Below are 24,405 nucleotides of genomic sequence, written 5' to 3'. Positions count from 1 at the left end.
TCCTTTCTTGATCAGGCGTGCAGGGGTTCGGCGTCGAGGACGTCGGCGGCGCGCGCGCGGCGGCGCGTCACCAGCGTTCGCAGGGCGACGTAGAACACGGGGGTGAGGAACAGGCCGAACAGGGTCACGCCGAGCATTCCGGCGAATACGGTGATGCCGGTGGCGCCGCGCACCTCGGCGCCCGCGCCGTGCGAGAGCACCAGCGGCACGGTGCCGGCGATGAAGGCGATCGAGGTCATCACGACCGGCCGCAGGCGCAGGCGGCAGGCCTCGAGCGCGGCGTCGACGATCGAGCGTCCCTGCATCTCCAGTTCGCGGGCGAACTCGACGATCAGGATCGCGTTCTTGCACGCCAGGCCCATCAGCACGACCAGGCCGACCTGCACGAACACGTTGTTGTCGCCGTGGGCGAGCCAGACGCCGACCAGCGCCGACAGCAGCGTCATCGGTACGATCAGGATCACCGCGAGCGGTAGCGTCCAGCTCTCGTAGAGCGCGGCGAGCACGAGGAAGGCCAGCAGCACCGCGAGCGGGAAGACGACGAGCGCGGCGCGGCCCTGGCTGGCCTGCTGGTAGCTCAGGTCGGTCCATTCGATGGCCATGCCGGGCGGCAGCACCTTGCCCGCGATCGCCGTCATCGCGTCCATCGCCTCGGCCGAGGACATCGCGCGCGGGTCGGCCTCGCCGGCGAGGTCCGCCGCCGGATAGCCGTTGTAGCGCAGCACCGGGTCCGGGCCGTAGGTCTGCCTGACGGTGACCATCGAGCCGATCGGCACCATCTCGCCGCGCACGTTCCGCGTGCGCAGCCCGGCGATGTCCTCGACGCTGTCGCGGAACGGCGCGTCCGCCTGCGCGATCACCTGCCAGGTGCGGCCGAACTGGTTGAAGTCGTTGACGTAGGCGCTGCCGAGGTAGGTCTGCAGCGTGTCGAACAGCTCCGTGAGCGGCACGCCCTGCGCCTTGGCCTTGACGCGATCGACCTCGGCGTCGAGCTGCGGCACGTTGGCCTGGTAGCTGGTGATCGGGAAGCTCATGCCCGGCGTCTGCGCGACGGTGCCCTGCATGGCCTGCACGGCGTTCTGCAGCGCGCCGAAGCCCGCACCGGAACGATCCTCGACGAACAGCTGGTAGCCGTTGCCGTTGCCCAGGCCGAGGATCGGCGGCGGCATCATCGAGAAGCTGAAGCCCTCCTGCAGGCCCGCGATCTTCTGGTTGATCTCCGCATTGATCTCGGCGGCCGAGCGACGCTCGCCGAAGGGCTTGAGCGAAAGGAAGGCGACGCCGGTGTTGGGCGTATTGGTGAACTGCAGCGCGTTGAGGCCGGGGAAGCTGATCGTGTGCTCGACGCCTTCGGTCTTCATCGCGATGTCGGTGACCTGGCGCAGCAGCGCGTCGGTGCGCGCGATCGATGCGCCCTCCGGCAGCTTCACGCCGGCGATGAGGTAGCCCTTGTCCTGCGTCGGTATGAAGCCCGGCGGCACCGCCTTGAACATCAGGCCGGTGGCGACCAGCAGCACGGCGTAGACCACGAACACTGCGCCGCGACGGCCGAGCGCCTTCGACACCGCGCCCTGGTAGCGGTGCGAGCCGGTCTGGAACAGGCGGTTGAACGGGCGGAACAGCCAGCCGAACAGGCGGTCGATCAGGCGCGTCGGGGCGTCCTTGGCGGCGCCGTGCGGCTTGAGCAGGCGCGCGGCGAGCGCGGGCGACAGCGTGAGCGAGTTGATCGCCGAAATCACCGTGGAGATCGCGATCGTCACCGCGAACTGCTTGTAGAACTGCCCGGTGACGCCCGACAGGAAGGCCATCGGCACGAACACCGCGCACAGCACGAGCGCGATCGCGATGATCGGGCCGGAGACTTCCTTCATCGCCTGGTGCGCCGCCGCGAGCGGCGTCAGGCCCTCCTCGATGTTTCGCTCGACGTTCTCCACGACCACGATCGCGTCGTCCACGACGATGCCGATCGCCAGCACCAGGCCGAACAGCGTCAGCGTATTGATCGAGAAACCGAGCAGGTGCAGCGCGGCGAACGTGCCGACCACCGACACCGGCACGGCGATCAACGGGATGATCGACGCACGCCAGGTCTGCAGGAACAGGATGACGACAAGCACCACCAGCGCGATCGCTTCGAGCAGCGTCGACACCACGGCCTTGATCGAGTCGCGCACGAACACCGTGGTGTCGTAGACCGAGCGGTACTCGATGCCGGCCGGGAAGGTCTTGGCGAGGCCGTCCATCTTCGCGATCACCTGGTCGCGGATGTCCAGCGCATTCGCGCCGGGCGCCTGGAAGATGCCGATCGCGACCGCGTTCTTGCCGTCGAGCTGCGAGCGCAGCGTGTAGTCGCCCGCGCCGAGTTCGATTCGCGCGACGTCCGACAGCCGCACCACCTCGCCGCCTTCGCCGCTCTCGAGCACGATGTCGCGGAAGGCCTCGGGCGTGGCGAGCCGGCCCTGCGCGTTGATCAGCGTCAGGAAGTCGCTGTTCGGCATCGGCTCGGCGCCGAGCTGCCCGGCCGAGACCTGCACGTTCTGCTCGCGCATCGCGCGCACGGCGTCCCCGGCGGTGAGGCCGCGCGCGGCGAGCTTGTCGGGGTCCAGCCAGACGCGCATCGCGTAATCGCCGCCGCCGAAGATCTGCGCGTCGCCGACGCCGCGGATCTTGGCGAGCTCGTCCTTGACGTGCAGGCGCGCGTAGTTGCGCAGGTAGAGCGTGTCGTACTTGGCGTCGGGCGAAACCAGGTGCACCACCATCAGGAACGTCGGCGACTGCTTCTGCGTGGTCACGCCCTGCCGGCGCACGTCCTCGGGCAGCCGCGCCAGCGCCTGGCTCACGCGGTTCTGCACCTTGACCGCGGCGTCGTCGGGATCGGTGCCGGGGCGGAACGTCACCGTCATCTGCAGCACGCCGTCGGAGCCGGCGACCGACTTCATGTACATCATGTTCTCGACGCCGTTGATCGCCTCCTCGAGCGGCGTGGCGACGGTCTCGGCGATCACCTTCGGGTTCGCGCCCGGATACACGGTGCGCACCACCACCGAAGGCGGCACCACCTCGGGGTATTCGCCGATCGGCAGCAGCGGGATCGCGATCAGGCCGGCGGCGAAGATCACGATCGACAGCACGGCCGCGAAGATCGGGCGGTCGATGAAGAAGCGGGAAAAGTCCATTGCGGGGGTTCCTTGGCGGAAATCCGGGCCGAGGGGGCCCGCGCCTCCGCGCATCGCGGAAGCGGGGCATCGACGTCAGGGGGTGGCGCGGTCTACTTCGCGGCGAGCGCCGACGCGGCGGGCGGCGCGCCCATCGCGATCGGCTTCGGCGCGACCGGCATGCCGGGCATGAACACCTTCTGCACGCCGTGCACGATCACGCGGTCCTTCGGCGACAGGCCGGCGGTCACCACGCGCAGGCCGTCGACCTGCCGGCCGAGCGTTACGTCCTTGCGCTGCGCGGTGTTGTGCGGGCCCAGCACATAGACGTACTTGCGGTCCTGGTCGGTCAGCACCGCCTTGTCGTCCACCAGCATCGCCGGCGCGGCGGTGCCGCCCTGCAGCTGCACGCGCGCGAACAGGCCGGGCGTGAAGCGGCGATCGGGATCGGCGACGACGGCGCGCGCGCGGATGGTGCCGGTGCGCGGATCGACCTGGTTGTCGACGAAATCGAGCCGGCCTTCGTGCGGGTGGCCGTCCTCGTCGGCGAGGCCGATGCGTACGATGCTCTGCGCGCCGCCGCGCCCGTCGCGCTCGAGCTGCTTGTAGTGCAGGTAGGCCTGCTCGTCGGTCTCGAAATAGACATGCACGGGGTCGACCGACACCAGCGTGGCGAGCAACGTGCTGTCGGCCTGCGCGAGATTGCCGCGGGTGACCAGCGCGCGCCCCACGCGCCCGCTGATCGGCGCGCGCACCTGCGTGTACTGCAGCTCCAGGCGCGCGGCTTCCACCGCCGCTTCGGCCGCGCGCACCGCGGCATTGCCCTGTGCGCTGGACGCGCGGCGGCTCTCGAACTCCTCGCGCGAGATCGCCTTGGCGTCGATCAGCGTCTGCGCGCGGCGGTCCTGGGCCTGCGCCAGGCGTGCCTCGCTGCGCGCGCGGTCGAGCTCGGCCAGCGCGCGGTCGAGGTTGGCCCGGTAGCGACGCGGGTCGATGGTGAAGAGCAGGTCGCCCTTGCGCACTTCCTGGCCTTCGGTGAACGCCACGCGCTCGATGTAGCCGGACACGCGCGGGCGCAGCTCGACGGTGTCGACGGCGGCCACGCGGCCGGTGAAGTCGTCCCACTGCCCGACCGGCTCCGTCAGCACCGGCGCGACGCTGACCTCCGGCGGCGGCGGCATCGCGGGGCCGGTCTCGGCCTGGCTGGTGCAGCCCGCGGCGGCGAGCGCGGCGGCGGTCGCCAGTGCGAGGGCGAGGCTGCGGATCGGAAACGTCGTTCGGTTCATGGTGCGTCCTGCGAAGGGGTCGGAACGGAAAGGGATTTCAGGAGCGCGCGCGCATCGGCGATATCCGGATCGCGCGCGTCGGCATCGCGCGGCGGCGGGCGCGGCTCGAAATCGACGACGGGCGCGATGCGCATACGGCGCGGGGCGGTCGCGAGTGCGACGGCCTCTTCTCCGATCCGCCGCACGCACGGCCACTGCGGGCAGGCATGCGCGGCATTGGCGTCGCTGCGCGCGGGCGCGGCGACATCGAGCAGCTGCACGCGCACGCCCTCGGCCTGCGCCTCGTCGGCCAGCACGCGCACCAGCATGCGCAGCGAGGCGGCGGCGACGGAGCGATGGCCGTAGCCGGACCAGGGCGTGGCGCTGCCGGGGCCACCGACCACCACGTAACGCGCGCCCCCGGGCGTAGACGACAGCCAGGGCAGCAGGTGTCGCGCGGCAACGAGGTGCGGGACGAGATCCTCGTAGAGGCGCCGACGCAGGACGTCGGGCGACTGTTCGAGCACGCGGCCGCCGTCGTTGCCGCCCTTCATCGCGACGATGACGGCATCGACCGGCCGCCCCAGCCGGCGCAGCTGCGCCACCAGCCGGGCGCCGCCGCGATCGTTCGACAGCGAGGCCCGCAGCAGCGTCAGGTCGGCCTGAGGATGCGCGGCCTCCAGCGCCTTGAGACCGCTGCAGCCGCGCGCCACGGCGATCACGGCGCGACCGGCATCGATCGCCGCCGCGACCACCGCGCGGCCGATCGTGCCGGTCGCGCCGAGCACGAGAACGGCGGCGCTCATTGTCCCGTTCCCGGGATTGTCCCGCCCGCATTCGGGATGAAGGCACGGCGCCAGCCACCCGGCAGCAGCGCAGCGGCCGTCAGCAGCAGCGGCAGAAGCACTGCAGAACCGGCCGACCAGGCGAACAGCCAGAGCCCGGCGCGCCCGCCGCCGGCCACGTGCCCGACCAGCGCTGCGCCAAGCGCGACCGCGCCTGCGGCACCGGCGAGCAGGGCCGCGGTGGCGAGGGGTCGGAGGACAGAAGCGGCAGTCATGGTGGATGCCTCGATGGGGAGGCTGCGCAGGCTAGTCCTGCGCCCGGGTTTTGATTAGCCACAACTTTGGGGAATGATTATCCCGACGAAGGGATAGTCCGGTGGTCCCGGCCATGCCATCCTGCGCTCCCGGACCCGAGGAACCCGCCCATGTCCCGCGACCTCAACGACACGCTCGTCTTCGTCAAAGTCGTCGAGCACGGCAGCTTCATATCCGCCGCGCGTGCGCTGCGGCTGCCCAAGACGACGGTCAGCCGCAAGGTGCAGGACCTGGAGACGCGCCTGGGTGCGCAGCTTCTCCATCGCACCACGCGCAAGCTCGGCCTCACCGAGGCCGGCAATGTCTACTTCGAGCACTGCCAGCGCATCGCGCGCGAGCTCGACGAGGCCGAAAGCGCGGTCAGCCAGCTGCAGGGCGGTCCGCGCGGCTGGCTGCGCGTCACCGCGTCCTACTCGATCGGCATCAACTGGATCGCGCCACTGCTGGGCGAGTTCCACGCGCTGCACCCGGAGGTGCGCGTGGAGATGGTGCTCACCAACGAATCGCTCGACCTGATCGACAAGGAGATCGACGTCGCGCTGCGCGTGGGCAACCTGCCCGACTCGAACCTCGTCGCACGCCGGCTCGCGTCGTTCCGCTCGCAGGTCTACGCGAGCCCGACGTACATCGAGCGCTACGGCGAGCCGCTGCATCCGGACGACCTGCAGCACCATCGCGCGCTGACGTTCTCGAAGTTCCGCCGCAACGGCACCTACATCTGGCCGTTGTCGGACGGCGAACGCAGCGTGGAATACCGCGTCGATCCCGTGCTCGTCGCCAACGACCCGGGCTTCCTCACCGGTGCGCTGCTCTGCGGCGAGGGCCTGATGCTGTGCAGCGACGTGCTGATCAAGGGCATCGTCGAACAGGGGCTGGTGCGCCACGCCCTTGCCGGCTGGACAGGCCCCGAGTACGACTGCAGCGCGGTATTCCCGAAGGGCCGCGTGCAATCGCCGAAGGTGCGTGCGTTCGTCGACTTCCTCGTCGAGCGCCTCACCTTCGACGCCGACTACGTGCAGACGGTCTGCCCGGCCAAGCGCGCGCTCGCGGCCGAGCAGGCCGAGGTGGCGAAGGCGCTGGCGAAGACGGTGGTCGCCGAAGCCGAGGCGCGGATCGCGGCACTCGCGTCGGCGTGAGCCGCGCGGCATCGAATGGGCCCACCAGGATTCGAACCTGGAACCAAGGGATTATGAGTCCCCTGCTCTAACCGTTGAGCTATAGGCCCGCAGCGACGCGATTGTACCGGGTGCACAAACGACGAGCCCGCCAGAAGGCGGGCTCGTTGCGTTACCGCGTGACGCGTTCGATCACTCGATGTCGAGGAACGAGCGCAGCTGCTCGCTGCGCGAGGGATGACGCAGCTTGCGCAGCGCCTTGGCCTCGATCTGACGGATGCGCTCGCGGGTGACGTCGAACTGCTTGCCGACTTCTTCCAACGTGTGGTCCGTGTTCATGTCGATGCCGAAGCGCATGCGCAGCACCTTGGCCTCGCGCGGCGTCAGGCTGGCGAGCACGTCGCGCACCGTTTCCGAGAGGTTGATGTCGGTGGTCGCGTCGATCGGGGACATGACGTTCGTGTCCTCGATGAAGTCGCCGAGGTGCGAATCCTCGTCGTCGCCGATCGGAGTCTCCATCGAGATGGGCTCCTTCGCGATCTTCATGACCTTCCGGATCTTGTCCTCCGGCATGTCCATTTCCTTGGCCAGCTCCTCCGGCGTCGGCTCGCGGCCGTACTGCTGGAGCATCTGGCGGGAAATGCGGTTGAGCTTGTTGATCGTCTCGATCATGTGCACCGGGATACGGATGGTGCGCGCCTGGTCGGCGATCGAGCGCGTGATGGCCTGGCGGATCCACCACGTGGCGTAGGTCGAGAACTTGTAGCCACGGCGGTATTCGAACTTGTCGACCGCCTTCATCAGGCCGATGTTGCCTTCCTGGATGAGGTCGAGGAACTGCAGGCCGCGGTTGGTGTACTTCTTGGCGATCGAAATGACGAGGCGCAGGTTCGCCTCGACCATCTCCTTCTTGGCCTTGCGCGCCTTCGCCTCGCCGTAGGCCATCGCGCGCGAGATCTCGCGCAGCTCGGCCAGCGTGACCTTCATGCGCTGCTCTTCGTCGATCGTCGCCTGCTGCTCGAAGACGATGCGGTCCTTGACGTCGCGCAGGGCACTCGCCCACTTCTGCTTGCGCTTGAGCAGCTCGTCGACCCACTCGAGGTTCGTCTGGTTGCCGTCCCACGCACGGATGAAGTCCTTGCGCGGCATCTTGGCGACGCGCACGGAGAGATCGAGGATGCGACGCTCGTGCTCCTTCACCTTGGCGACGGACTCGCGCAGATTGCGCACCAGCGCGTCGGTGAGGTTCAGCGGGAGCTTGAGCGTGACGAAGATCTCCGCCATCTCCTCGCGGATCTTCTTGGTCGTCTTGTGGTCCGGGCCGTTCTTGGCGTGCGACTTCTCGAACTTGGCGTAGAGGTCGGCGAGCGCGCCCATGCGGTTGGCGACTTCGGCCGGATCCGGACCGGTCGGGCCCGCTTCCTCGGCGGCGTCGTCGGCATCGTCGGCGTCGTCCTCCTCGACCTCGGCATCGACGTCGGCCTCGGGGACCGCCGGCGGCTCCGGCACTTCGTCGATCTGGTCGAGGAAGCCGACCACGACTTCCGCGAGGCGCTTCTTGCCGCCCTTGTGCAGTTCGTAGTCGTTGAGGATCCAGGCGATGGTGCCCGGGAACGAGGCGAGCGAGGCCTGGACCTGGGTCAGGCCCTCTTCGATGCGCTTGGCGATGGCGATCTCGCCCTCGCGGGTCAGCAGCTCGACCGTGCCCATCTCGCGCATGTACATGCGCACGGGGTCGGTGGTGCGGCCACCCTCGGTGTCGAGCGAGGTCAGCGCGGCTGCGGCTTCCTCCGCGGCGGTCTCGTCGACCTCGCGGTTGCCGCTCGCCTCGCCGGCGAGCAGCAGGGTCTCGGCATCCGGTGCGATCTCGTGCACCTGGATGCCCATGCCGTTGATCATGCCGATGATGTCTTCGATCTGTTCGGGATCGACGACGTCGTCGGGCAGGTGGTCGTTCACCTCGGCATAGGTGAGGTAGCCCTGCTCCAGACCCTTGCTGATGAGTTGCTTGATGTCCGACACCTGGGTCTGACGTTCGTTGGCCATGGGCTGCGCCACCTACGGATAAGGGGTCAAGGGAACCTTCTATTATACCAGCGCCGGTTGCCGGGCCGGTCCGGCCAGCGGCCGGAAGCTGAGCGGGTCAGGCCCGCAGCAGGAAGGTGACCGGGCCGTCGTTGACCAGGCTGACCACCATATGGGCCCCGAAACGCCCCGTTTCCACCACCGGATGGGTGGCGCGGCAGGTTTCCACGAGGCGATTGAAGAGGGGTTCAGCGACCTCGGGCGGGGCCGCGGTCTGGAAGCCCGGGCGCATGCCGGAGGACGTATCGGCCGCCAGCGTGAACTGGCTGACCAGCAGCAGCCCGCCGCCGGTCTGGCCCAGCCCGAGGTTCATGCGACCCGCCTCGTCCGCGAATACCCGGTAGCCCAGCAGCCGCTGCGCCATCCGCGCGACCTGCGCCTCGCCGTCGCCCGGCTCGACGCCCACCAGCGCCAGCAGGCCGGGGCCGATCGCCCCCACGGTGGCGCCGTCGACGGTCACGTCGGCGCGGGCGACGCGCTGGATCAGGGCGAGCATGCGGGCCTCCGAGGATGCGGCCGACAAGGCTAGCAGCCGGCGGCGCGCGGCCGTCGACCGCCCGATCCGTAGACTTGGCCGGATGACGCGCCTGCTCGCCGCCCTGCTCCACGCCTTCGCCTACGCGCTCGCCCGGCTGCCGTGGCGGCTGCTCGCCGCCCTGGGCGACGCCCTCGCCGAACGCACGCTGCGCCGGGACCGCCGCGAGGCGCGCGTGGCCGCCCGCAACCTCGAGCTCGCCTACCCCGACCTGCTGCCCAGCGAACGCGAGGCGCTGCGCCGCGGGATCCTGCGCACCACCGCGCGGCAGACGCTGGAGACGCTGCGGCTGTGGACCACGCCGCCGGCGCGCAATCTTTCCCGCATCGACGAGCACATCGGCAGCGCGCACCTCGACGCCGCGATCGCCGCCGGCCGCGGCGTGATCGTCATCGCGCCGCACTACGGCAACTGGGAGCTGCTGAACCAGTGGCTGGCCTCGCGCACGCCGCTGGCGATCCTGTACGCGCCGCCGGAATCGCCGGTGATGGACGCCTTCCTCAACCGCGTGCGTGCCGCGCACGGCGATGCCTCGCGCGTCACCCAGATCCGCGCCGAGGCGGCGGGCGCGCGCCAGCTGTTCAAGTGGCTGCAGGGCGGCGGCGTGGTCGGCATCCTGCCCGACCAGCAGCCCAAGCAGGGCGACGGCGAGTTCGCGCCGTTCTTCGATCGCCCCGCGCTCACCATGAGCCTGCCCGGTCGGCTCGCCGCGCGCACCGGCGCGACGGTGCTGATGGCCTGGTGCGAGCGCATCGGCGAGGACGACGACGGCCCGCGCTTCGCGCTGCACGTCGAACCCGCGCCGGCGCAGGTCGCCGACCGCGACGTCGCGACTTCGGTGGCCGCGCTCAACCGCGCGGTCGAGCAGGTCGCGCGGCGCGATCCCGCGCAGTACCAGTGGACCTACAAGCGCTTCTCGATCCAGCCCGACGGCACGAATCCGTACTGGCCGGACTGCTACTGAGCCGGAGCGCCGGCCTCGCGCGCGACGTCCAGCAGCATCGCCTCGTAGGCCGCGTTCATGCGCTCGCGGCTGTAGCGCGTGAGCGCGGTCTCGCGCGCAGCGGCGGCGAGTCGCGTGGCGTACGCGTCGTCGCGAAGCAAACGTTCGAGCACGTCGGCGAGCGCGACCGGATCGTTCTCGGGCACCAGTCGCCCGTCGACGTCGTCGCGCAAAGTCTCGCGCACGCCCGGCACCGCGCTGCCGACCACCGCGCAGCCCGCGGCCATGCCCTCGATCAGCGCCAGCGGCATGCCTTCGTAGTGCGTGGACAGCACGCAGATGCGGTGGCGCATCAGCAGACCCGGCACGTCGCGATGCAGGCCGAGCAGCTGCACCTGGCCGTCGAGCCCCAGCTCGCGCACGAGCCGTTCGACCGGGCCGCGGTGCGCGGGCTTCCCGGCGCCGGCGAACAACACCGGGGGCGAAAGCCCGCGCTCGCGCAGCAGCGCGACGGCGCGCACCAGCGTCGCGTGGTCCTTCTGCTTGGAATAGCGCGCGACCATCAGGATGCCGGGCTCGCGCGCGGCGAGCGGATGCGCGTCGGCCTGCGCGAACGGCTCGACGCGCACGCCGTTGGGAATCGCGATCGTGCGTGCGTCCGGCATGCCCATGCCCAGCAGCACCTGACGCACGCCTTCGGAGCAGCCGACGATGCGCGCCGTGCGCCGCGCCAGCCAGCGCGTCTGCGCGAGGCGCCAGCGCGTGTAGCGCTCGCGCGTGTTGTGCTCGACGTGCACCAGCGCCGGCACCTTCGCCAGCAGCCCGGCGTAGCGGCCCCACAGGTGCTCGGAGAAACCGTGCGCGACCAGCACGTCGGGCTTCCAGCGCCGGCACAGGCGCGCGAGCGCGAGAACGGTGGACAGATGCGTCGCGCCGCTCACGACCTCAAGCGGCACGCCGGCATCGCGAAGCTCGGCGATGCGCGCGGGATCGCCGCGCCGCTTGCGCCGCAGCACCAGCAGCGGCGCGATCGCGTCGCCCGCGCGCTGCGCGTTGACCAGCGCGATCGCCACCTGCGTGGCGCCGCCGGAAAAGCCGCCGGTGACGAAATGGATCACGCGCACGGGACGGTCGGGCATCGCGGCTCCTTGCTCGGGCCGACAGCGTAAGCCGCGCCGGCACTCACGCCTATACTCGCCGCCGGTTAACCGCGTGGCCCTCATGACCGACACCCTGCCGCTGTCCGGCGCCGTCATCACCTTCAACGAGGCCGACCGCATCGCGCGCTGCATCGCGTCGATGCGCGCGGTCTGCGACGACGTGGTGGTGCTCGATTCCGGCTCGACGGACGGCACGGTGGAGATCGCGCGCGGCCTCGGCGCGCGCGTCGAGCACCGCGACTGGGACGGCTTCGCGCGGCAGAAGAACGCGGCGATCGAACGCACGCGCCAGCCCTGGGTGCTGCTGCTCGACGCCGACGAATGGCTGGAGCCGCAGGCACAGGTCGCGCTGCGCCGCCTGTTCGCCGGCGACGTCGAGCACGCCGACTGCTGGCTGCTGCGCCGGCGCACGCACTTCCTCGGCCATGCGATGCGCGCCGGCAGCTTCGCGCGCGAGCCGGTGCATCGCCTGTTCCGCCGCGAGCTGCGCCATGCCGACGTGCCGGTGCACGAATACCTCGACGTCACCGGCCGGCGCGTGCGCATGTCCGACGTCGAACTCGAACACGACACCGCGCGCAGCGAGGCCGAGTACTGGGCCAAGCTGCAGCGCTACGCGCGGCTGTGGGCGGAGGAACGCGCGGCGCGCGGCAAGCGCGTGGGCCCGGGCCGCGCGCTCGCGGCGGGCATCGCCTACCTGCTCAAGAACCTCGTGCTGCGCGGCGGGCTGGTCGACGGCGCCGCGGGCTGGCGCTTCCACCTGCTGCACGCGCGCTATGCGGTGCTCAAGTACCGTCTTCTTCGGGCGCTGACGCGGGGGGCGTGAGCGCCTCGCCCGGGGCGCAACGCACCGCGCGCGCCGGCACCAGCCACCAGTCGCGACGGTTGCTGATGCCGAGGTCCACGGAAACGGAGCGATCGATGCAGGGCGCCAGCGCGTTCGCTTCCACCATCAGCCAGCGCGTCGCTGGTGCCGCGCGCTGCCAGTCGAGCGCATCGCGCAGTTGCAGCGCGGCATCGCGCTTGAAGCCGAACGTGCGAACGGCGCGGTCGGCCATCAGCAGGTTCTGCTCCTTCCATGCCACGAAGCCCAGCTCGGCGTCGTCGCCGATCGTCGCGCCCGCGCGCCGCATCAGCCCGCGGGCGGAACTCGCGTCGTTGAGCAGGGGCTGCATGGCGAGGCCGGCAATCAACCACAGCCCGGCGAAGGTGCCGAGCAGCGCGGCGACGCCGCGGCGCAGGCCGAAGAACAGCAGCATCGCCCCGCCCCAGGCACCGATCGCGAGCAGCGCCCAACCCAGCGCATCGCCGCTGCCGGCGAACCCACGGATGTCGTCGAGACGCTGCTCGAACGAAGGATGCCCGAACGCGACCATCGCCCCGGCGATGCCCAGCACGGCCGACAGCAGGGCTGCGAGCGCGAACGCGAGGCGCCGCGCAGCGACGCGCTCGACCACCTGCGGCAGCCACGGCCCCAGCGCGAGGCAGAACAGCGGCAGCGCGGGAAGGATGTAAACCTCGCGCTTGCCGGCGCTGAGGCTGAAGAACAGCAGGATCGCGACGACGCCGCCGAGCAGCACGAGAAGCCGCGCGTCCTTCGCACGCAGCGCATCGCGCCAGTCGCGCCACAGGAACGGCACTGCGAGCCACGCCGGGATCCACTGCGTCAGCATGACCTCGACGAAGTACCAGGCCGGCTGGCGGTGATGCCACGGGTCGGCATAACGCTTCGCCGTCTGTCGCAGCAGGATGTCGTCGGCATACGCGTGCAGAGCCGGGTCCTGGCTGTGCGCGACGGTCCACAGCATCGGGCCCACCCAGAGCGCGACGGGCAGCAGCAGCACGAGCGGCCCGAGCCAGGTCGCCGGCCGGCGCCAGCCCATCGGCCCGATGCCCTGCCAGCCGCGTGCGATCGCGAATGCCGCGGGAATCAGCACCAGCAGCGCGACCACGCCCACGCCCTTGGTGATGACGCCCATGCCCGCGGCGAACCAGCCCAGCCACCACATCGGCAGGTCGGGCCCGCGCAGCAGGTGCCGCAGAAGCCCGTAGGCCGACAGCGTGGTCCAGAAGACCAGCAGCGGATCGATCTGCGCGCGCCGCGCCTGGAAGGTGAAGGCGACGGTGAACAGCAGCGCCCAGCCCGCATGCGTGCCCGCGCGACGCTCGTACAGGCGCGCACCGAGGTCGCGCACCAGCCACAGCGTGCCGAGCGAGGCCAGCAGCGACGGCAGCAGGAAGGCGATGCGCAGGTTGCCGACCAGCGCCAGCGCCGCGGCCTGCAGCCACATGAAGAGCGGCGGCTTGTCGGCATAGAGCTCGTCGCCGCGCATGGGAAACAGCCACTGCCCGCTCTCGACCATCTGCCGCGCGACCAGCGCGAAGCGCGGCTCGTCGGCCGGCCAAGGGTCGCGCAGGCCGAGCCCCGCGCCGAGCACCAGCACGGCGAGCAACCAGAACAGCCAGCGTTCGCGGGATTCGGCGGTCTTGAGCATGCGCGGATGATACGGAGCGCAGTGCGGCGCCGCCTTCATCGCGTCACACGGTTCCGCCGTCGATCAGGAAGGTCCGTGTAGGCGCACAACGCACGTCAGTGGCGAACGCCGCGACTGACGGAGCCCTGCTCCCCTGCGCTTCGATGACCCTGCGTGCGATGCCGCCGACGCCGCACCGCCGCGTGTTCAACCCGCCTTGCGCAGCCGTGCGTAGAAGAAGCCGTCGCGCCCGCGCTCGCCGGGCAGCACCTGGCGGCCGACGCCGCTTTCGCGGCCGAAACGGGCATCCAGCGGCTCCGCGCGCGCATCCGGCCTGCGCCCGAGGAAGGCCTCGACCTGTCGCGCGTTCTCGTCCTGCAGGATCGAACAGGTCGCATAGACGAACGTGCCGCCCGGCACGAGCGTGGCCCACAGCGCGTCGAGCAGGCGCGCCTGCAGTGCGAGCAGCGCGGCGAGGTCGCTCTCGCGACGGTGCAACACCACGTCGGGCTGGCGGCGCACGATTCCGGTCGCCGAGCACGGCGCGTCGAGCAGTACCGCGTCGAACGGCGTGCCGTCCCACCACGTGTCGATATCGGCGGCGTCGCCGGCGACCAGCCGCGCCTGCAGGCCGAGGCGCTGCAGCGTGCCGTCGACCTGCTGCAGGCGCGCGGGTTCGACGTCGATCGCGGTCATCGACAGGGTCGGATCGCGTTCGAGCAGGTGCGCGGTCTTGCCACCGGGCGCGGCGCAGGCATCGAGCACGCGCGCGCGGGGGCGCGGCATCAACACGTCGGCCACCGCCTGCGCGGAGGCGTCCTGCACCGACACGTCGCCCTCCGCGAAGCCCGGCAGCGTCGCCACCGGCACGGCCTGCGCGAGGCGCAGCGCGTCGGGCAGATCGTCGTCCAGCGTGAATTCGACGCCGGCTTCGGTGAGCCGCGTGGCATACGCATCCCGAGTGCCGCGTCGACGATTCGCACGCAGCCACATCGGCGGTGGTGCGGCGCTGGCAGCGTAGATCATGTCCGCGTCGATGGGCCAGTCGGCCTCGATGTGACTGCGCAGCCAGCCCGGCCAGTGCGCGCGCGGATCGCCCGCCGGCACGCCTTCGCGCACGGCGCGGCGCAGCAGCGCATTGGTGAGTCCGGCGCGGTGCGCCTGCCCGATGGCACGCATCGATTCGACCGTCGCGGCCACCGCCGCATGCGCGGGCAGGCCGAGCGGATCGAGCTGCGCGAGGCCGGCGATCAGCAGCGCCCGTGCGAGGCCGTCGCGCTGCGGCAGCGGCTTGGCCATCCAGGCGTCCAGCGTGGCCGCGTAACGCTGCGGCGCGCGCAGCACCGCGAGGCAGATCGCTTCCGCGAGCGCGCGGTCGCGCGGATCGGGCAGCGTCGACAGCGCCGGCCCGAGCTCGGCGCGCAGCGAGCGATGCCGGTGCAGCACCGCGTCCAGCACACGCGCGGCGGCGATGCGTGTGGCGACGCCGGGCGCAGCCGTGGACGCGGGCCGGCGCTCAGTCATGCGTCACGCGACGCGCAGGTCCTGCCGCGCGTTGAGGAAGTCCGCGGCGGTGATCGCGCGGCCGCCCTCGCGCTGCAGCACGCGCACCCGAAGTACCCCGTCGCCGCAGGCGATGTCGATACCTTCGCGGCCCGCGCGCAGCAGCGTGCCCGGCGCGGCGCCGTGCGCGGCGTCGACGGCGATCGCCCCGTGCACGCGCACGCGCTCGCCGGCGATCTGCGCCTCGGCCATCGGCCACGGATTGAATGCACGCACCTTGTTGGCGAGCGCGCGCGCCGGCTGCGTCCAGTCCAGCCGCGCCTCGGCCTTGTCGAGCTTGTGCGCGTAGGTGACGCCTTCTTCCGGCTGCGGCTGCGGCACCGGGCGGATACCCGCGCGCAGCAGGCCGAGGCCGTCGGCCAGCACCTGCGCGCCGAGTTCGGCGAGGCGGTCGTGCAGCTGCCCGCCGGTCTCGTCGGCGCCGATCGTGATCGACTGCGACAGCAGCACCGGGCCGGTATCCAGGCCCTTCTCCATCTGCATCAGGCAGACGCCGGTCTCGGTGTCGCCCGCCTCGATGGCGCGCTGGATCGGCGCCGCGCCGCGCCAGCGCGGCAGCAGCGAGGCATGTACGTTCCAGCAGCCGAACGCGGGGATGTCGAGCACCGACTGCGGCAGGATCAGGCCGTAGGCGACCACCACCATCACGTCGGCCTCCAGCGCGCGCAGCGCGTCCTTCGACACCTTCGCCTTGAAGTTCTCAGGCTGCAGCACCGGAATGCCGCGCAGCAGCGCTTCCTTCTTCACCGGCGACGGCGTGAGCCCGCGGCCGCGGCCGGCCGGCCGGTCGGGCTGCGTGTAGACGGCGACCACCTCGCCGCGCTGCGCCGCGGCGCGCAGGCAGGGGACGGCGAACTCGGGCGTGCCGGCGAAGACGATTCTCATGCGGACTCGGCGTGGAAAAACGACGGCGGAGGATAGCGGCGCGCACGCGACGGCATCGCGCACGTCACGCGGGTTCGTCGCGGGCCGCGCGGCGGCCCGCCGCGTCAGGCGCGCTTACGCTTGGCCAGCTTCTTGCGCACCATCTCGCGCTTGAGCGGCGAGAGGTAGTCGACGAACAGCTTGCCGGCGAGGTGGTCCATCTCGTGCTGGATGCAGACCGCGAGCAGGCCGTCGGCGGCCATCTCGAACGGCTGGCCGTCGCGTCCGATCGCGCGCACCTTGATCGAATTGGCGCGGGTGACGTCGGCGAAGATCTCCGGCACCGACAGGCAGCCTTCCTGGTAGACCTGTTCCCCCTCGCGCTCGAGGATCTCCGGGTTCACGAAGACCAGCGGCTGGCTGCGGTCCTCGGAAATGTCGATGACCATGAAGCGCTCATGCACGTCGACCTGGCTCGCGGCCAGGCCGATGCCGGGCGCCTCGTACATGGTCTCGAACATGTCGTCGAGGCGGGCCTGGAAGGCCGGCGTGGTGACCGCCGCCGGGTCCACGGGCTTGGCGACCGTGCGCAGTCGGGTGTCGGGGAATTCGAGGATTTCGAGAATGGCCATGGCGGGATCCGGGGCGCCGCCGGCGGTTCGGGCGGCGGCACGCGCAGCAGCGGGTCGCTGCGCGAAAGAAATGGGGGTCACCGTCACAACCGCAAGACGGGGCGCCATTCTACCGCCTGGCGGGCATTGCGCCGGCCGCTGCGGGCTGGGCTATAGTGCCGAAGCCCTTCAAGGAAGGGGCTAGCCTGCTGGGGAATCAGGTCCATGGCCATGATGAAATCGTTCCGCGCGGTGGCTGCCGCCGCGCTGCTGACCGTCGCCGCGTACGCCGTTTCGGCGGATTTCCGCGACGGACATCCGGACACCTACACCGTCAAGCGCGGTGACACGCTCTGGGACATCTCCGCGCGCTTCCTCAAGAAGCCGTGGCTGTGGCCGGAGATCTGGCAGGCCAATCCGCAGATCCGCAACCCGCACCTGATCTATCCGGGCGACGTGATCTCGCTGGCCTATCTCGACCGTGTCGCCGTCCAGCCGGGCGCCCGCACCGAGGCGCCGCTTACCGGCGTTCCGCTGTCGGAAGTCGAGCCCTTCCTGAAGAACCTGCGCGTGGTCGACGACATCGAGGGCCTGCCCTACGTCGTCGGCATCGAGGAGGACCGCCTGCGCAGCACCGGCGGGCAGGTCGTCTACGTCAAGGGCGTCGACGCGCAGCCCGGCCAGCGCTGGGCGGTGGTCCGCCCGACGGTGCGCTATTCGCACCTCGACCGCACCCAGTGCTGCGACCTCTTCCACACCGACGACCTCGATTTCCGCGGCCGTCGCACGTTGGACGGCGCGAACTTCTGGACGAACGCAGTCACTCCGGACAAGGGCAGCGAGATCCTCGGCTACGAGCTGATGCAGCAGGCCACCGGCACGGTGAGCCGCGCGGCCGGCGGCTACGAGGCCGCCACGCTGGTGCTGGACGGCAACGGCCGCGAGGTCCGCGTCGGCGATCGCCTGATTCCGGTCGAGCCGCAGCCCTACGACCTGCAGTTCTTCCCGCATCCGCCCAAGGCGCAGTTCGAATACGGCCGCGCGCAGGTGCTGGCCGTCGCCGACCAGCTCGCCAACGGCGGCCGCCACGACGTGATCGCGCTGTCGGTGGGTGCCCGCGACGGTGTCGACAACGGCACCGTGTTCTCGACCTGGCGCGTGGGCAGCACCGTGCCCGACCGCGTCGCCAAGGGTGCCGACCGCGATGCCGACACCATCGCCCGCGCCGACCGCGTGCGCCTGCCCGACGAGTTCGCCAGCCACGTGATGGTGTTCCGCACCTTCGACAAGGTCAGCTACGCGCTGGTGATGGACGGCATCCGCCAGACCCGCGTCGGCCAGGAACTGAAGCATCCGGACGCCGCGAACTGACGTTCGGAGTTTTCCTACAGCGATACGCGACGGCGCCCGAGGGCGCCGTCGTCGTTTCGGGGCGAGGCTGGGCGCATGTCCGACGCCCTCGCCCTCGCCACCCTGATCGCCGCCGGCGGCCCGCTGGCCCCGCGGCGGGCGCTGCTGGAAGCCGCCGGCAATGCGCGGGCCGCGCTGCGCGACCCGTCGCTGTGGTCGGCCAGTGGCGTAAGCGGCGCGCAGGCCGCCGCGCTGCGGCGCCCGGACGCGACGATGCTCGACGCGGTTTCGCGCTGGCTGGCGGCGCCCGGCCATCGCCTGCTTGCCTTCAACGATCCCGACTACCCGCCGGCGCTGCGTCATGCCGCCAGCCCGCCGCTGGCGCTCTGCGTCGCCGGCGACCCCGCGCTGCTGTGGCGACCGGCGATCGCGGTGGTCGGCAGCCGCGGCCCGACGCCGGCCGGGCGCGAACACGCCGCCGAGTTCGCACGCGCCTTCGCCCGCGCCGGCTTCGTGGTCGGCAGTGGGCTGGCCGCGGGCATCGACGCCGCCGCGCATGCCGCCACGCTCGCCGTGGATGGCGGCACCGTGGCGGTGCTCGGCACCGGGCCGGACGTCGTCTACCCGCGCTCGAACACCGAGCTGCACCGCCGCATCGCCGAGGCGGGCGCGCTGGTCACCGAGCACCTGCCCGGTACCGGCCCGCGCCGCGAGCACTTTCCCAGCCGCAACCGCCTGCTGGCCGCGCTGTGCCTCGGGACAGTCGTCGTCGAGGCGGCCGAGCGCTCGGGCGCGATGATCACCGCGCGCCTGGCCGCCGATGCGGGCCGCGAGGTGTTCGCCCTGCCCGGCTCGATCCGCAATCCGCTGGCGCGAGGCTGCCACCGGCTGATCCGCGACGGCGCCACGCTGGTGCAGTCGCCCGAAGACGTCATCGAGCAACTGGGCGCGGCCGCCGCCGAGGAAGCCGCCGCGCACCGCCGCGAGCTCGATCGTCCGGCGCCGGCCGCGGATGAATGGACGGCCAGCAACGATGCCGCGATGCCGGGGTCCGACCACGAGGTTTTGTGGAAAGTGCTCGGCTTCGACCCCACGGATATGGACCAGCTCATCGAGCGCACCGGATTGACGCCCTCCAGGCTGTCCTCCATGCTGCTGGTGATGGAGCTGGAGGGTCGCGTGGCCCAGCAGCACGGACGGTTCTTCCGCGTGGCGTGAAGTCCCGGCTGCTCCCTCGCGAAACGGGGTCCGGACCCACCGCGCCGCCCGGCGGCGCAGGCCGAGGGAAATGAAAGAAAGCATCCTCGACGTACTGCTCTATCTCTTCGAACACGTCCTCGACGACGACACCGACCTGCCTGCCGACGCAGAGGCGCGGCAGGGCTCGACGCTGCTCGCCGAACTGACCGAGGCCGGGTTCTCGGCCGACGAGATCCACAAGGCCTTCGACTGGCTGGACGCGCTGGCGCAGTCGCGCGCTGCGCCGCAGCCCGCGCGGGCCGGCGGCCCCGTGCGCGTGTTCGCCGCCGCCGAGGTCGAGAAACTCGACACCGACGCGCGCGGCTTCCTGATGTTCCTCGAGCAGCACGGCGTGCTCGACGCCGGCCAGCGCGAGCTGGTGCTCGACCGCGCGCTGGCGCTGGAGCAGGAGCGCATCGACCTCGACGACCTCAAGTGGGTCGTGCTGATGGTGCTGTTCAACCAGCCCGGCAGCGAGGCCGCGTACGCCTGGATGCAGACGCAGATGTTCGACGACGAGGCTGAGCCGGTACATTAGGCGGCAGGCCTCTGGGGAGAGGCCCTCGTCCGGGGGATCGATTTGGACTGGTACTACCACGACCCGGCACAGGGTCGCGTCGGGCCGTTGTCGGCCGAAGAACTGCGCAACCGTTACCGCGACCGCCGCATCCAGCTGGACACGCTGGTGTGGCGCGACGGCCTGCGCGAATGGCAGCCGCTGGATCGCGTGGGCGAGGAGCTCGACCTGCTGTCGGTGACGCCCGATACCCGCCTGCCGCCCCCGTTGCCGCCCGGCGCGCCGGTGTCGACGACGCCCGCCTACGCCGCGTCGCCCGCCCGCGGCCCGGCCGGCTACGCGCGTCCGGCGCCGCCGCCGAAGCGCGGCATGTCGGGCTGCCTGATCGCGCTGATCGTCGTGGGGGCGCTGGCCGTGCCGACGCTCGGCATCCTCGCCGCGATCGCGCTGCCGGCCTATCAGGAGTACACGATCCGCGCCAAGGTCGCGGCCGCGGCGGACGTGCGCGCCGCCGCGATCGCGCCGCACGTCGAGGCCGCGCAGGCGCGCCTCGGCCGCTGCCCGGACGACGCGGACGAGGCCGGCATCGAAGCCGCCGACGGCATCGACTTCGGCGAAGTCGACGGCGCCCGCTGCGCCTTCCGCATCACCCTGCAGGGCGTGCATCCGAAGGTCGACGGCAAAACCCTCGTGTACGCAGCACCCGCCACCACGGGCCAGCCCTGGGACTGCACCGGCGGCGACCTGCCCGACCGCTATCGACGCATGCAATGCCGTTCCGGAGACGAATGACGCCATGACCGCCTGGTACTACAGCGATACGCAGCGCAACCGCCTCGGCCCGGTCGCCGCCAGCGACCTCGAGCTGCTCCACAACAACGGCCAGCTCGCGCCGGAGATCCTGGTCTGGCGCGAAGGCATGCCGGACTGGAAGCCCTGGCGCGAGGTGATGGCCGAGGTGCTCGGCGGCCCCGTCGCCACGCCCGCCCGTGCCAGTTTCGCCATCGCCCGCGATGACACGCCGGGCGGTGGCAATCCCTACGAAGTCGTCGAGCGCGTGCAGCCGGCCTCGCCCTATTCCGCACCGTCGGCGGCCCTGGGTCACGGCTACGCATCGGCGGTGACCGACGGCGAGGTGGTATATGCCGGCTTCTGGAAGCGCTTCGCGGCGTACACGATCGACAGCTTCATCGTCGGCATCGCGGGATTCGCCGTGCAGATGGTCGTCGCGGGCGTGGTTTTCGGCGGCATGGCGGCCGTGAGCAGCAATCCTTCGGAGATGTTCGCGACCGGCGCCGGCATCCTGGGCGTTCTGGTGATGTACCTGTCGCCGCTGGTGCTGGCGGCCGTCTACTACGGCTTCTTCCATGCCTCGGCCAACCAGGCGTCGCTGGGCAAGATGGCGGTCGGTATCAAGGTCACCGACGAGCACGGCGGACACATCTCGTTCTGGCGCGGCTTCGGCCGGTACTTCGGCCTGATCCTGTCCAGCATCCCGCTCGGCATCGGCCTGATGATGGCCGGCTTCACCGACCGCAAGCGCGCCCTGCACGACATGCTCTGCAGCACGCTGGTGGTGGACAAATGGGCCTTCACAGCGCATCCGGAGCGTCAGCGACACGAACTGGGCACGGTGACCATCGTCATCCTCTGCATCTCGGCTCTGTTCGTCGTGGGCTACATCCTCCTGATCGGCTTCTTCATCACCGCACTGGGCGCCGGCATGGGCCGATAGCCTGCCCCGCGCAGCGGCCCCGGCTTGACAGCCCCGACCGCCGCGTGATGACACTAGATATAGTGCACGCCACGCCCGCGGACCCTTCCGCGGGCGTCGCCGCTTTTCCACGTCCCTTTTTCACGCTAGCGCGGACCCTTCGCGCGACCGGATTCCGGGCCACCCGCCCCTTTGGTGCCCCCATGGCCAAGAACCTCCTCATCGTCGAGTCGCCCGCCAAGGCCAAGACGATCAACAAGTACCTCGGCAAGGACTTCACCGTCCTCGCCTCCTATGGCCATGTGCGCGACCTTGTCCCCAAGGAGGGCGCGGTCGATCCCGAGCGCGGCTTCGCCATGCGCTACGAGCTCATCGACAAGAACGAGAAGCACGTCGACGCGATCGCCAAGGCTGCCAAGGGCGCCGAGCACCTCTACCTGGCGACCGACCCGGACCGCGAGGGCGAGGCGATCAGCTGGCATATCGCGGAGATCCTGAAGGAGCGCGGGCTGCTCAAGGACCGCTCGCTCGAGCGCGTGGTGTTCACCGAGATCACCCCGCGCGCGATCAAGGAGGCGATGACCCGCCCGCGCGCGATCGCCGAGCCGCTGGTCGACGCGCAGCAGGCGCGCCGCGCGCTGGACTACCTGGTGGGCTTCAACCTCTCGCCCGTGCTGTGGCGCAAGGTCCAGCGCGGGCTGTCCGCGGGCCGCGTGCAGTCGCCGGCGCTACGCATGATCGTCGAGCGCGAGGAGGAGATCGAAGCCTTCGTCGCCCGCGAGTACTGGACGATCGAGGGCGAGGTCGCGCATCCGTCGCAGCAGTTCAACGCCAAGCTGACGAAGCTCGACGGGAAGAAGGTCGAGCAGTTCACCCTGACCAACGAAACCGACGCGCATGCCGCGCGCGACCGCATCGTTCGCGACGCCGCCGGCATGCTGCAGGTCACCGACGTGACCAGCAAGGAGCGCAAGCGTCGCCCGTCGCCGCCGTTCATCACCTCGACGCTGCAGCAGGAGGCCGCGCGCAAGCTCGGCTTCACCACGCGCCGCACGATGCAGGTCGCGCAGAAGCTGTATGAAGGCCTGCCCATCGGCGCCGAAGGCACCGTCGGCCTGATCACCTACATGCGTACCGACTCGGTGAACCTGTCGCAGGACGCGATCGTCGAGATCCGCGACGTGATCGCACGCGACTTCGGCACGCGCGCCGTCCCGGACAAGCCGAACACCTACACGACCAAATCGAAGAACGCGCAGGAAGCCCACGAGGCGATCCGCCCCAGCTCCGCGCTGCGCACGCCGGCGTCGGTGGCGAAGTACCTGCCCGACGACGAACGCCGCCTGTACGAACTGATCTGGAAGCGCGCGGTGGCCTCGCAGATGGTGCCGGCGACGATGAACACCGTGAGCGTCGACCTGGCCGCGGGCAGCGAGCATTCATTCCGCGTCTCCGGCACGACGATCGTCGATCCCGGTTTCCTCGCCGTCTACGAGGAAGGCAAGGACACGAAGAGCGCGGAGGACGACGAGGAAGGCCGCAAGCTGCCGGCGATGAAGACGGGCGATCGCCTGCCGCTCAACCGCGTCGTCGCCGACCAGCACTTCACCGAGCCGCCGCCGCGCTTCTCCGAAGCCTCGCTGGTGAAGGCGCTCGAGGAATACGGCATCGGCCGCCCGTCGACGTACGCGTCGATCATCGGCACGCTGCAGGCGCGCAAGTACGTCGAGCTCGAGAACCGCCGTTTCCGGCCGACCGACGTCGGGCGCGCGGTGAGCAAGTTCCTGTCCGCGCACTTCACCCAGTACGTCGACTACGACTTCACCGCCAAGCTCGAGGACGAGCTCGACGCGGTAAGCCGCGGCGAGGAGGACTGGGTGCCGCTGATGGAGCGTTTCTGGAAGTCCTTCAAGACGCTCGTCGACGACAAGAAGGACAACATCGACCGCACCGACGCGGGTAGCGTGCGCGTGCTCGGCGACGATCCGAAGTCGGGCCGCCCGGTGAGCGCGCGCATCGGCAAGTTCGGCCCGCTGGTGCAGATCGGCACCAGCGAGGATGAGGAGAAGCCGCAGTTCGCCTCGCTGCGCCCGGGCCAGAGCATCTATTCGATCTCGCTGGAGGACGCGCTGGAGCTGTTCAAGCTGCCGCGCGACCTGGGCGAGAGCAACGGCGAGAAGGTCACCGTCGGCATCGGCCGCTTCGGCGCGTTCGCCAAGCGCGGCAGCACGTATGCCTCGCTGGCGAAGGAAGACGATCCGTATGCGATCGGCTTCGAGCGCGCGGTCGAGCTGATCGAGCAGAAGGAAGAGATCGCGCGCAACCGCATCATCAAGCAGTGGGACGGAATCGACCTGCAGGTGCTCAACGGGCGCTTCGGGCCGTACCTGTCCGATGGCCGCATGAACGGGCGCATCCCGAAGGACCGCGATCCGGCATCGCTGACGCTCGAGGAAGCGCAGGCGATGATGGAAGCGACCGGCAAGCCGATGCGCGCGAAGTTCATGAAGAAGGCGGCCAAGAAGGTCGCGGCGAAGAAGACGGCGGACAAGCCGGCGAAGAAGGCCGCGACGAAGAAGGTCGCCAAGAAGGCGGTGAAGAAAGCCGCGAAGAAGGTGACGGGCAAGAAGGCGGCATCGAAGACGGTGGCGAAGAAGGCCGTAGCGAAGAAGGCTTCGACGCGCGCCGTCGAGGCGGACGACGCGCCGTTCTGAC

At 70.6% G+C, this 24,405-nt stretch carries 20 protein-coding genes and 1 tRNA gene; 9 read left to right on the top strand and 12 right to left on the bottom strand.

Features of this window, described 5'->3' with window-relative positions; genetic code table 11:
• Positions 1-11: 11 nt before the first annotated feature.
• The 4 genes from IE066_RS12890 to IE066_RS12875 form a co-directional block, all read right to left on the bottom strand.
• Complete coding sequence (locus IE066_RS12890) at positions 12-3,176, bottom strand: efflux RND transporter permease subunit (RefSeq protein WP_189450581.1); 3,165 nt, start codon at positions 3,174-3,176, stop codon at positions 12-14.
• Between the two features lie 92 nt (positions 3,177-3,268).
• Positions 3,269-4,441 (bottom strand): efflux RND transporter periplasmic adaptor subunit, encoded by a 1,173-nt coding sequence (locus tag IE066_RS12885; RefSeq protein ID WP_189450579.1) that lies wholly within the window; start codon positions 4,439-4,441, stop codon positions 3,269-3,271.
• Entirely contained in the window at positions 4,438-5,226 is a 789-nt protein-coding gene (locus IE066_RS12880; RefSeq protein ID WP_189450577.1) for an SDR family NAD(P)-dependent oxidoreductase, read from the bottom strand. The genes IE066_RS12885 and IE066_RS12880 overlap by 4 nt, the downstream gene beginning before the upstream one ends.
• Complete coding sequence (locus tag IE066_RS12875; protein WP_189450575.1) at positions 5,223-5,480, bottom strand: hypothetical protein; 258 nt, start codon at positions 5,478-5,480, stop codon at positions 5,223-5,225. Before IE066_RS12875 ends, IE066_RS12880 begins: the two co-directional genes overlap by 4 nt.
• A gap of 150 nt (positions 5,481-5,630) precedes the next feature.
• Here IE066_RS12875 and IE066_RS12870 point away from each other — a divergent pair, with 150 nt between their 5' ends.
• Complete coding sequence (locus tag IE066_RS12870; RefSeq protein ID WP_189450573.1) at positions 5,631-6,656, top strand: LysR family transcriptional regulator; 1,026 nt, start codon at positions 5,631-5,633, stop codon at positions 6,654-6,656.
• A 16-nt stretch (positions 6,657-6,672) separates the two neighbouring features.
• Here IE066_RS12870 and IE066_RS12865 read toward each other — a convergent pair.
• From IE066_RS12865 to dtd, 3 genes are all read right to left on the bottom strand, one after another.
• Positions 6,673-6,745 (bottom strand) — tRNA-Ile (locus tag IE066_RS12865).
• Positions 6,746-6,827: 82 nt separating this feature from the next.
• Positions 6,828-8,681 carry an RNA polymerase sigma factor RpoD gene (gene rpoD, locus IE066_RS12860; RefSeq protein WP_189450571.1) on the bottom strand — a complete coding sequence of 618 codons (1,854 nt, stop codon included), beginning with the start codon at positions 8,679-8,681 and terminating at the stop codon, positions 6,828-6,830.
• A gap of 97 nt (positions 8,682-8,778) precedes the next feature.
• On the bottom strand, positions 8,779-9,216 hold the full coding sequence (gene dtd / locus IE066_RS12855) for a D-aminoacyl-tRNA deacylase (protein WP_189450568.1): 438 nt from the start codon (positions 9,214-9,216) through the stop codon (positions 8,779-8,781).
• Positions 9,217-9,298: 82 nt separating this feature from the next.
• Between dtd and IE066_RS12850 the strand changes: the two genes are divergently transcribed.
• Positions 9,299-10,219 carry a lauroyl acyltransferase gene (locus IE066_RS12850; RefSeq protein ID WP_189450566.1) on the top strand — a complete coding sequence of 307 codons (921 nt, stop codon included), beginning with the start codon at positions 9,299-9,301 and terminating at the stop codon, positions 10,217-10,219.
• Here the strand turns inward: IE066_RS12850 and IE066_RS12845 are convergent.
• Positions 10,213-11,337: a glycosyltransferase gene (locus tag IE066_RS12845; RefSeq protein ID WP_189450564.1), complete on the bottom strand. Its 1,125-nt coding sequence runs from the start codon at positions 11,335-11,337 to the stop codon at positions 10,213-10,215. The two genes, IE066_RS12850 and IE066_RS12845, sit on opposite strands and share 7 nt — an antisense overlap.
• An 82-nt stretch (positions 11,338-11,419) precedes the next feature.
• On the opposite strand from IE066_RS12845, the gene IE066_RS12840 reads away from it, so the two are divergent.
• Positions 11,420-12,184 (top strand): glycosyltransferase family 2 protein, encoded by a 765-nt coding sequence (locus tag IE066_RS12840; RefSeq protein ID WP_229790823.1) that lies wholly within the window; start codon positions 11,420-11,422, stop codon positions 12,182-12,184.
• Here IE066_RS12840 and IE066_RS12835 read toward each other — a convergent pair.
• The 4 genes from IE066_RS12835 to def form a co-directional block, all read right to left on the bottom strand.
• A complete protein-coding gene (locus tag IE066_RS12835; protein ID WP_189450560.1) occupies positions 12,144-13,853 on the bottom strand; it encodes an ArnT family glycosyltransferase in 1,710 nt (569 codons plus the stop codon). The genes IE066_RS12840 and IE066_RS12835 overlap by 41 nt on opposite strands.
• A gap of 186 nt (positions 13,854-14,039) precedes the next feature.
• The gene (gene rsmB, locus IE066_RS12830) at positions 14,040-15,356 is read right to left on the bottom strand and encodes a 16S rRNA (cytosine(967)-C(5))-methyltransferase RsmB (protein WP_189450558.1); all 1,317 of its coding nucleotides are present in this window, start codon (positions 15,354-15,356) and stop codon (positions 14,040-14,042) included.
• 3 nt (positions 15,357-15,359) lie between these two features.
• Positions 15,360-16,280, bottom strand: coding sequence for a methionyl-tRNA formyltransferase (gene fmt / locus IE066_RS12825; protein WP_189450556.1), 921 nt, complete (start codon positions 16,278-16,280; stop codon positions 15,360-15,362).
• 104 nt (positions 16,281-16,384) lie between these two features.
• Positions 16,385-16,891 carry a peptide deformylase gene (gene def, locus IE066_RS12820; RefSeq protein WP_189450554.1) on the bottom strand — a complete coding sequence of 169 codons (507 nt, stop codon included), beginning with the start codon at positions 16,889-16,891 and terminating at the stop codon, positions 16,385-16,387.
• Between the two features lie 210 nt (positions 16,892-17,101).
• Here def and IE066_RS12815 point away from each other — a divergent pair, with 210 nt between their 5' ends.
• From IE066_RS12815 to IE066_RS12790, 6 genes are all read left to right on the top strand, one after another.
• A complete protein-coding gene (locus IE066_RS12815) occupies positions 17,102-18,241 on the top strand; it encodes a LysM peptidoglycan-binding domain-containing protein (protein ID WP_189450880.1) in 1,140 nt (379 codons plus the stop codon).
• A 75-nt stretch (positions 18,242-18,316) separates the two neighbouring features.
• Complete coding sequence (dprA, locus tag IE066_RS12810; protein WP_189450551.1) at positions 18,317-19,438, top strand: DNA-processing protein DprA; 1,122 nt, start codon at positions 18,317-18,319, stop codon at positions 19,436-19,438.
• Between the two features lie 70 nt (positions 19,439-19,508).
• Positions 19,509-19,997, top strand: a complete 489-nt coding sequence (locus tag IE066_RS12805) for a Smg family protein (protein ID WP_189450549.1) — start codon at positions 19,509-19,511, stop codon at positions 19,995-19,997.
• A gap of 42 nt (positions 19,998-20,039) precedes the next feature.
• On the top strand, positions 20,040-20,768 hold the full coding sequence (locus IE066_RS14965; RefSeq protein WP_189450547.1) for a GYF domain-containing protein: 729 nt from the start codon (positions 20,040-20,042) through the stop codon (positions 20,766-20,768).
• A gap of 4 nt (positions 20,769-20,772) precedes the next feature.
• Positions 20,773-21,711: an RDD family protein gene (locus tag IE066_RS12795; RefSeq protein WP_189450545.1), complete on the top strand. Its 939-nt coding sequence runs from the start codon at positions 20,773-20,775 to the stop codon at positions 21,709-21,711.
• Between the two features lie 182 nt (positions 21,712-21,893).
• Entirely contained in the window at positions 21,894-24,404 is a 2,511-nt protein-coding gene (locus tag IE066_RS12790) for a DNA topoisomerase I (RefSeq protein WP_189450543.1), read from the top strand.
• Position 24,405: the final 1 nt, after the last annotated feature.

It is taken from the genome of Cognatilysobacter xinjiangensis, assembly GCF_014651995.1.
GTDB classification, from domain to species: domain Bacteria; phylum Pseudomonadota; class Gammaproteobacteria; order Xanthomonadales; family Xanthomonadaceae; genus Cognatilysobacter; species Cognatilysobacter xinjiangensis.
The sequence above is the reverse complement of the archived record's forward strand: the minus strand, read 5'-3'. Positions and strand labels throughout refer to the sequence as shown.